9 protein-coding genes and 1 pseudogene are annotated in these 8398 nt (G+C 56.7%); all 10 read right to left on the reverse strand.

The window, feature by feature from the left end; genetic code table 11:
• Positions 1–56: 56 nt before the first annotated feature.
• Entirely contained in the window at positions 57–1055 is a 999-nt protein-coding gene (locus tag ABJK70_RS16580; protein ID WP_077728815.1) for a cytochrome D1 domain-containing protein, read from the reverse strand.
• Positions 1056–1059: 4 nt separating this feature from the next.
• Positions 1060–1593, reverse strand: a complete 534-nt coding sequence (locus ABJK70_RS16585; protein WP_077728814.1) for an SRPBCC family protein — start codon at positions 1591–1593, stop codon at positions 1060–1062.
• A 57-nt stretch (positions 1594–1650) separates the two neighbouring features.
• Positions 1651–3090, reverse strand: a complete 1440-nt coding sequence (gene sbcB / locus ABJK70_RS16590; RefSeq protein ID WP_077728813.1) for an exodeoxyribonuclease I — start codon at positions 3088–3090, stop codon at positions 1651–1653.
• A gap of 153 nt (positions 3091–3243) precedes the next feature.
• A complete protein-coding gene (locus tag ABJK70_RS16595; RefSeq protein WP_077728812.1) occupies positions 3244–3426 on the reverse strand; it encodes a DUF539 domain-containing protein in 183 nt (60 codons plus the stop codon).
• Positions 3427–3604: 178 nt separating this feature from the next.
• Positions 3605–4825, reverse strand: coding sequence for an NADH:ubiquinone reductase (Na(+)-transporting) subunit F (gene nqrF / locus ABJK70_RS16600; RefSeq protein ID WP_077728811.1), 1221 nt, complete (start codon positions 4823–4825; stop codon positions 3605–3607).
• Positions 4826–4843: 18 nt separating this feature from the next.
• On the reverse strand, positions 4844–5452 hold the full coding sequence (nqrE, locus tag ABJK70_RS16605; protein ID WP_077728810.1) for an NADH:ubiquinone reductase (Na(+)-transporting) subunit E: 609 nt from the start codon (positions 5450–5452) through the stop codon (positions 4844–4846).
• Complete coding sequence (locus ABJK70_RS16610) at positions 5452–6117, reverse strand: NADH:ubiquinone reductase (Na(+)-transporting) subunit D (protein WP_077728809.1); 666 nt, start codon at positions 6115–6117, stop codon at positions 5452–5454. The genes nqrE and ABJK70_RS16610 overlap by 1 nt, the downstream gene beginning before the upstream one ends.
• 4 nt (positions 6118–6121) lie before the next feature.
• Entirely contained in the window at positions 6122–7048 is a 927-nt protein-coding gene (locus ABJK70_RS16615) for a Na(+)-translocating NADH-quinone reductase subunit C (RefSeq protein WP_077728808.1), read from the reverse strand.
• Complete coding sequence (locus tag ABJK70_RS16620) at positions 7041–8246, reverse strand: NADH:ubiquinone reductase (Na(+)-transporting) subunit B (RefSeq protein WP_077728807.1); 1206 nt, start codon at positions 8244–8246, stop codon at positions 7041–7043. The genes ABJK70_RS16615 and ABJK70_RS16620 overlap by 8 nt, the downstream gene beginning before the upstream one ends.
• Positions 8246–8398: pseudogene (locus tag ABJK70_RS16625) on the reverse strand (NADH:ubiquinone reductase (Na(+)-transporting) subunit A); the annotation flags it as partial. The gene ABJK70_RS16620 and the pseudogene ABJK70_RS16625, both read right to left, overlap by 1 nt.

Consider the following 8398-nt stretch of genomic DNA (forward strand, 5'->3'; position numbering starts at 1 on the left):
ACGAAGTCCCAATCGGAAAACGGCAGAGCGTCCATGCGTCAAACACGACACTGAAACTAGTGCGGATTCGCCTCAACCGCCTGTGCCACAAACTCGCCGAAGGCCCGACTGCCGTCACCGGTGGGAATGGTTTTTTCCAGTTGCAAGGTGTCCGCATTGATCACGGAAACGGAGTTGCTGAACCAATTGGCGACATAGATATGCTTGCCGTCGGGATGGGCGGCTATGCCTTCGGGGTATTCGCCCACCTTGATCGTGGCGATGACTTCGCCCCGGTCGGCCGCGATGACCGATACGGTGTTGTCGTATTGGTTCGTCACGAACAGACGACTACCGCCGGCGCCCAAAGCCACCGCATAGGGTCTGTCGCCGACCGGAATGGTTTTCAGTAGCGCCATGCTCTCCGCATCGACCACGGAGACGTCGTTGCTTTCCACGTTGGCGACGTACAGACGGCTGGCTCTTGAGTCCAGTGTGACGCCGAAGGGGTGCTTGCCGACGGTGACCGTTTTCTTGACTTCCAGCTCGGCGGCATCGATGAGCGAAACCGTGTCGTCGTCCCGGTTCGACACGTAAATTTTCGCTCCGTCCGGACTCACAGCGACACCGGAAGGAGAATGCCCAACCGGAATTCGCTTCAGTACTTTCGAGCTATCGAGATCGACCACGGAAAGATAGTGTCCGTACCAATCCGCCACATAGGCCCTCGTCCCGGCCGGATCGACCGCAATGCCCAACGGTCCCTCGCCCATGGGCAAGGTGGCGATCACGTTTTGGGTGCGTCCATCCAGAACCGTAACGTCTTTACTGCCGGGGTTGGTGACGCAAATCCTGGCGCCGTTTCGGCTGACGGCGACGCCGGCCGGCTCCGACCCGACTTTGACAGCCTTGACGACGGTTCCGCTCGCCGTATCGATCACGGATACGCTGTTGTCCTTTTGGTTAGTGACATAAGCATAGGGTTCGGCGGAAACGTCACCGACCGAGGAAAACAGGAGAGCGGTGGCGTACGCCACCGCTTTCGCCCGATTTACCGAATCGTAAACGCCAAACATGTCGTTATTTCTTCTCGGCAACGGCTTTCAGATTCGCCAATCCTTCCTTGTATAGTTCGGTAACCGCTTTGAGGGCGGCTTCATCGCTCTGCTCCGGCGGAGGATTGTTATTCATGAAGCTGCGATAAAAGGCGCCGTTCCATTCCACCTTGGAACCACCGGCCGGGTTCGGTTCGACTTTGATATTCGACGAATAATTGGCTACCGGCAGATCCTTGGGATCGACTTCGGTGATCTTGTATTGCATGGTCATTTTGGAGGCATCGTAGCTCTTGAGTTCTTCCTTGATCACGCCGCCGCTTTTCAGCTTGAGTTCCCGCGTCGCGCCTTTCTCGGTACCGCCTTGCGCCGTGGTGCTTTCAACCGGCGGCAACCATTTCTGCGGATTCGCCCAGTCGCCGACAAGGGCCCAAACCGCGTCCGGCGTGGCGTTGATGTCGACTGTTTCGGTAACCTTCTGACGGCTCGGACCGTGGGCATTCGCAAACCCCGCCCACAGCAACGACAGGACGGCGACTAATGACAAGAGCTTTTTCATTATTTTCTCCTGGTGTGAACGAACAAAGCCGAAAGTATAAGGCAAATTGCTTATGGGTTAGGAGATAATTTCCTGAGCGTAACGCCGCAGACTCGCGAGGATTTCCAGATCCTTGGCGGATAAGCCGGGAGATGTTTCCAGCGCATCGATTCTTGCTTGATATTCGCTCAGAACTATACTTCCGCCACATCCCTGAACCGTCAAGCGCCGGATGCGATACGCTTCCCAGCGGGCGGCTTCTTCCGCCGACAAAGTCTCGGAAAAGTTTCGAGCACGATAGCGGAAAACCAGCTCCGGCAGACGTGCATCCTTAAATGTTGGTTGCGCGCGGCTTAATTCATCCGGAGACAAACCGCGTAGCCATTTTAGAGTCGCGCGATCGGCATCGCCGATGAATCCGTCATACAGCATGAGATCGGGATCATCCATAACCATCTCGACACCGTTGAATTCCATCACTTCCTGGATCTTCTTCGCCAAGGTCCATTCCCGCTTGAGTAAATCGAGGTGGCGGTTACAGCGAGAAAGGTCGATTTGCAGCCGTTCCGCATCTCCGGGACGCAGAGCCGATAACGGCGCGATAACGGGGCATTTGTTCACGTGGACCGTTTTCAGCGGAACACGCTCGACGCCCGGCGGCAGTTTCGCAACCGGAGTGAACAGGCGTTCCCGAAGCTCTTCAGCACTCAGGGTGACGAGTGGCGTGGGATCGACGGAAAGATCGTAAACAACTATCCCGTTCGGATTTCGCGGATGCTTGACGAGCGCAACCACGACGGCAATACAGTGCCGCTCTGCGGCGAATTTTTCCGAAACGTGCAAGACCGGCTGCATTGCGCCGAACCGCAGCAATTCGAAGGCCTCTCTCTTCCCGCGATTAGAAAAAACGAAATTGAAAAGCTTGGGCTGGCGCTCGCGAACCAAACGCGCTATGGCGATGGTCGCCCAGACGTCGGCCAAGGCGTCGTGCGCATTCTCGTGTTGTATTCCGTTAGCGACCGTCAGCGCGTCCAATCGTAGGCTCGGCCTGCCGGAATCGTCCGTGGGCCATTCGATGCCCTCGGGCCGGAGCGCCCGAGTCAGTCGCAGCATGTCGATGATGTCCCATCGGGAATTGCCGTTGCGCCATTCCCGTTCATACGGATCGAACAGGTTGCGGTAAAGACAGTTTCGGGTGACTTCGTCGTCGAACCGAATATTGTTATAGCCGGCTACGCAGGTTCCCGGCACCAAGAACTGATCATGAATCCTGGCGATAAATTCCGCTTCCGTGACGCCCCGCTCCGCAGCCAACTGAGGCGTTATGCCGGTAATCAGACAAGCTTCGGGTACCGGCAATACATCACGCGCGGGCTTGCAGAACAGCGTTACGGGTTCGCCGATCGGATTGAGTTCCAGATCGGTTCGAATGCCTCCGAACTGCGCAGGACGGTCGCGCCTGGGATCGGTCCCGAAGGTTTCGTAATCGTACCAATATAAGGAAGAGCAGGCGGACATGTGCCGGAAGTACCTAGGGTTTACGTGTCCAAGCGAGGAACGTAAACCGCCACGGTACTGTCTTCATCCGGCACATGGGTTGTTTGCGGGAAAAAATCGTTAATGTATTAGCGCCTATCCGCTGGCGACTGTGGGAATTAAAGCGCCTGTTGATCAGGAGTTTTCGGCCATAGCTTCGAGCTTTCGCCGCTTCTCGCATTTCTGAACGCAAACGCATTCGCCGTTGTTTACGCCTCCACAGGTGCCTTTGATGGCGCCTCGCCCGAACATGACGCCTATCGCCATAAAGAAGATAACGGCGGCTATCACCGCAAAAGTAATCAGAAACAGTGTCATCGTTCGCCTCGACTAATCCAATACGGATGATCTTGAGGCACCCTTATGGCCGGTTGCGCCGGTGCCGAAAAGGACATGCCCCGAAAAATGGTCTCGACTTTACTACGTTTTCCAAAAAAGAAAAGCGGGAGGCGCCCGAAAACCCCTCCCGCTTTCTCGGCCGGACGAACCGGGCGGACTAGCCGCCGAAATCGTCCAGCATGATGTTTTCCCTTTCCACGCCGATGTCTTCCAGCATTTTGATCACGGCGGTGTTCATCATCGGCGGACCGCAAAGGTAGTATTCACAATCCTCCGGCGCCGGGTGGTCCTTCAGATAGTTCTCGTACAGAACGTTATGAATGAAGCCGACGTAGCCGGTCCAATTGTCCTCCGGTTTCGGTTCGGAAAGACCGATGAACCACTTGAAGTTCGGATTTTCTTCCTGCAGCTTGTTGAAATCGTCCACGTAGAACATTTCCCGCAAGCTACGAGCGCCGTACCAGAAGGTCATCTTCCGCTTGCTCTTCAACCTGCGAAGCTGGTCGAAGATGTGCGAGCGCATCGGCGCCATACCGGCGCCACCGCCGATGAAGACCATCTCGTTGTCGGTGTCGCGGGCAAAGAACTCGCCGAACGGCCCGGAAATCGTCACCTTGTCGCCCGGCTTCAGATTGAAGATATAGGACGACATGACCCCCGGCGGAATGCCATTGGCTCCCGGCGGCGGCGTGGCGATACGGACGTTGAGCATGATGATATCGCTCTCTTCCGGATAGTTCGCCATGGAGTAAGCGCGAATGGCCGGCTCCTTGACGACGGATTCGTACTGCCACAGATTGTACTTGTCCCAATCGTCACGGAAGCGTTCTTCGACATCAAAATCCGAGAACTTCGCATGATAGGGCGGGCACTCGATCTGGATGTAGCCGCCGGCGCGGAAATTGACATGCTCGCCCTTGGGCAGTTCCAGCACCAACTCCTTGATAAAGGTCGCGACGTTATGGTTCGAGCGAACCGTGGTCACCCATTTCTTCACGCCGAAGACTTCGTCATGAACATGGATCTTCATGTTCTGCTTGACGGTGACCTGGCAGGCCAGACGATCCCCATCCGCCGCCTCTCGCTTGGTGATGTGCGAAAGTTCGGTGGGCAGAATGTCGCCGCCGCCCTCGTGCACTTTTACCCGGCACTGGGCGCAGGTACCGCCGCCGCCGCAAGCCGAGGATACGAACAGATTGTTGTCCGCAAGCGCAGTCAACAGCTTGGCACCGATGGGAACGTGGATGGTCTTTTCGTCGTTGATCAGGATATCGACGTTGCCGGATGCGACCAGCTTCGATTTCGCGCCGAGAATCACGAAGACCAGGGCAATGACGATCAGGGTGAAAAACAATACGCCTAGGATGATTTCCAACATTGTCTTATGCCCTGCCCCTTACAGTTGAATGCCCGAAAACGCCATGAAGCCCAGCGCCATCAGGCCTGCCGTGATGAACGTGATGCCCAGGCCGCGAAGTCCCGGCGGCACGTCGCTGTATTTCAGCTTCTCGCGAACGCCCGCCATGGCGGTGATCGCAAGAGCCCAGCCGAAGCCGCTGCCGACGCCGTAAACCACGCTTTCGTTGAAGTTGTAATCGCGCTCGATCATGAACAGGCTGCCGGCGAGGATGGCGCAGTTCACGGTGATGAGCGGCAGGAAGATGCCGAGAGCGTTATAAAGTGCAGGGAAAAAGCGATCCAGCACCATTTCCAGGATCTGCACGATCGCCGCGATCACGCCGATACACGCCATCAAAGCGATGAAGCTCAGGTCGACGTTTTCCAAACCCGCCCAGGACAGTGCGCCTTCTTTCAACAGATAGGTATAGATCAGGTTGTTGGCAGGAACCGTGAGCGTCTGCACGATGACAACGGCGATGCCGAGGCCGACTGCGGTTTCGATCTTCTTCGAGACGGCAATGAACGTGCACATTCCCAAGAAGAAGGCCAGAGCCATGTTCTCGATAAAGACCGACTTAATAAATAGATTGATATAGGCTTCCATCAGTGTGCCTCCCCGTGAGCCGGCATGATGGCGAAGTCAGCCTTCTCGACTTGTTGCGGCTTCCAGGTACGCACCGCCCAGATCAGCAATCCGATCAGGAAGAAAGCGCTCGGCGGGAGCAGCAGCAAGCCGTTCGGGACATACCAGCCGCCGTCCTTCAAAAGAGGCAGCACGTCGATGCCGAGCAGTTTGCCGGAACCGAACAGTTCGCGAACGATGGCGACGGTGATCAGAATCAGGCTGTAGCCGAGGCCATTGCCTATGCCGTCGAGAAAACTTTCCCACGGCGGATTCTTCATCGCATAGGCTTCCGCGCGCCCCATGACGATGCAGTTGGTGATGATCAGACCTACGAACACCGACAATTGCTTGCTGATTTCGTAAGCGAACGCTTTGAGAATCTGATCCACCACGATCACCAGCGAGGCAATAATCACCATTTGAGCGATGATACGAATGCTGCTCGGAACGTGATTGCGGATGAATGCGATACCGGCGCTCGAGCAGGCGGTGACCGAAGTCAACGCGAGGCTCATGATCAGCGCGGTCGATAGCTGCGAAGTCACCGCCAGAGCGGAACAGATCCCTAACACCTGCAGAGTGATGGGGTTGTTATCGACTAACGGTTCGACAAGAACTTTCTTGTGTTCTTCATTAAGGTTCATCGGCTTAACCCCTCTGAGATCTAAGCTTTGCCAGATAAAGTCCGAAGCCTTCCCTGCTCATCCAGTAGCTCACCAGGTTGCTGACGCCGCGGCTCGTGAGCGTAGCGCCCGCGAGCGCATCCACTTGGTATTCCGAGCCCGGCTTGGACGGATCGACGGAGCCCTTTACGAGGCCCAATGCGACTTCGCCGATCTCGATCTGCTGTCCCTTCTCGGTCAAGTTGCTCTCGTGCAATTCCTTGCCGGTGAAGTTGTACACTTTCTTTCCTTTCCAAAGCGCCTTCCATTTCGGATTCACCACCTCGCCGCCCAGGCCGGGAGTTTCCGCCTGATCGTAAAGATTGAGGCCGATAACCGTCTGCGCATCGGCTTGCAGCGCCATAAAACCGTACATGGTGGACCACAACCCGTAACCGCTGACCGGCAGGATCACCGACTTCAATTGGCCGCCCTCCTTGACCAAGTAGACCTTGGCGTATTTGGGCTTGCGCTTGATATTGGCGATATCCTTTTCCGGCGGTATGGCCTCGCTCATCGCCGGATCCTTGGCTGCCTTGCGCTGATCGAAGGTTTTCGGATCGATCGAATCGACGTAATCGCCCGTTGCCAAGTCGACGACTTTCGGCTCGATATTCTTGAAGGCCTCGTCGACCTTGGTTCCTTCATCCAACAGGCCCGCCACCTCGAGAATGTTGACTTTTTCGTCCTTGGACTTATTGCTTTCCTGCAGCGGCTTGAGCGCAACGGCCGAACCCGATACCAATACCGCTCCGACCAGGCACAATGCGAAAGCGACGGCGAGCGTTTTCTGGAAACTGTCGTTCGGCAGCACCAGAATCTTCTGCGCGTACTCGTTCGCTTTTTCGATGAAGCCGGCGATCTTATCGGACACCTGCGTTCCCGCTGTGTTGGGATTTGCTGAATCAGGCATGACGTCTAACCCTTCTCGTGATATTCGCTTTAATTACGGCGTAGTCGATCAGCGGCGCGAAAATGTTGGCGAACAGGATGGCCAGCATGATGCCTTCCGGGAAAGCCGGGTTCACGACTCGAATCAGCACGGTCATGAAACCGATCAAGGCGCCGAAAACCCAACGCCCGGCATTGGTATGCGCCGCGCTGACCGGATCGGTGGCCATATACACCGTGCCGAAAGCGAAGCCGCCCAGAGTCAAATGCCAGTACCAGGGCATCGCGAACATGGCATTGGAATCGCTGCCGACGATGTTGAACAAGGTGGACGTTGCGACCATGCCGACCAGGACGCCGGCCATGATCCGCCACGAGGCGATGCGCGTGTAGATCAGGAATGCGGCGCCGATCAGACAGGCCAGGGTCGAGGTCTCGCCCAGCGAGCCTTGCTCGAAACCGAAGAAGGTCTGCCACCAAGAGATGCCGCCCGCCGTGATCGCGTCGACGCCTCCCATGGCGCCCAAGCCCAGAGCGGTCGCGCCGCTGAATCCGTCTACCGCGGTCCATACCGCGTCACCCGACATGGAGGCCGGATAGGCGAAATACAGAAATGCGCGGCCGGTGAGCGCCGGATTCAGGAAGTTCTTGCCGGTGCCGCCAAAAATTTCCTTGCCGATCACGACGCCGAACGAAATGCCGATGGCCACCTGCCACAAGGGCGTATTGGGCGGCAGCGTCAACGCGAACAGGATGGACGATACGAAGAAGCCTTCGTTTACATCATGCTTCCGGACGACGGCGAACAAGACTTCCCATATACCGCCCGCCACGAGCGTGACGATATAGATCGGGAAGAAATACAAGGCGCCGTGCATCACAACGGAAATCGGATTGACCGGGTTGTAGCCGAAAACGTCCATGATGGCACCGCGCCAGCCGGGTGCCGAGGCGATACCCATGCTCTCCATGGCCGAGTTGGCCTGATAGCCGGTGTTGAACAGCGCCATCAGCAAACACGGCAGAGCCGCGATCCAGACGTAGGTCATGACCCGCTTCAAATCGACTGCGTCGCGGACGTGAACCCCGCCAGCCGTCACATCGGGAGGGCTATAGAGAAAGGTGTCGACCATCTCATAGATCGGATAGAGCTTCTCCAGCCGACCGCCATGCGCGAAGTACGGATGTATCTTGTCTAAGAATTGCCTAGTACGAGACATTAGCCTTCCTTCTCAATTTGGGTAAGATTCTTGCGAAGCACCGGGCCGAAATCGTGCTTGCCCGGATCGACGAAGGTGCAAAGCGCCAGGTCTTCTTCGTCCAGTTCGAGACAACCCAAGGCCTGCGCCGTATCGGTGTCGCCCACGATCAG

The sequence above is a fragment of the Methylocaldum sp. genome, from assembly GCF_039794385.1.
GTDB lineage: Bacteria > Pseudomonadota > Gammaproteobacteria > Methylococcales > Methylococcaceae > Methylocaldum.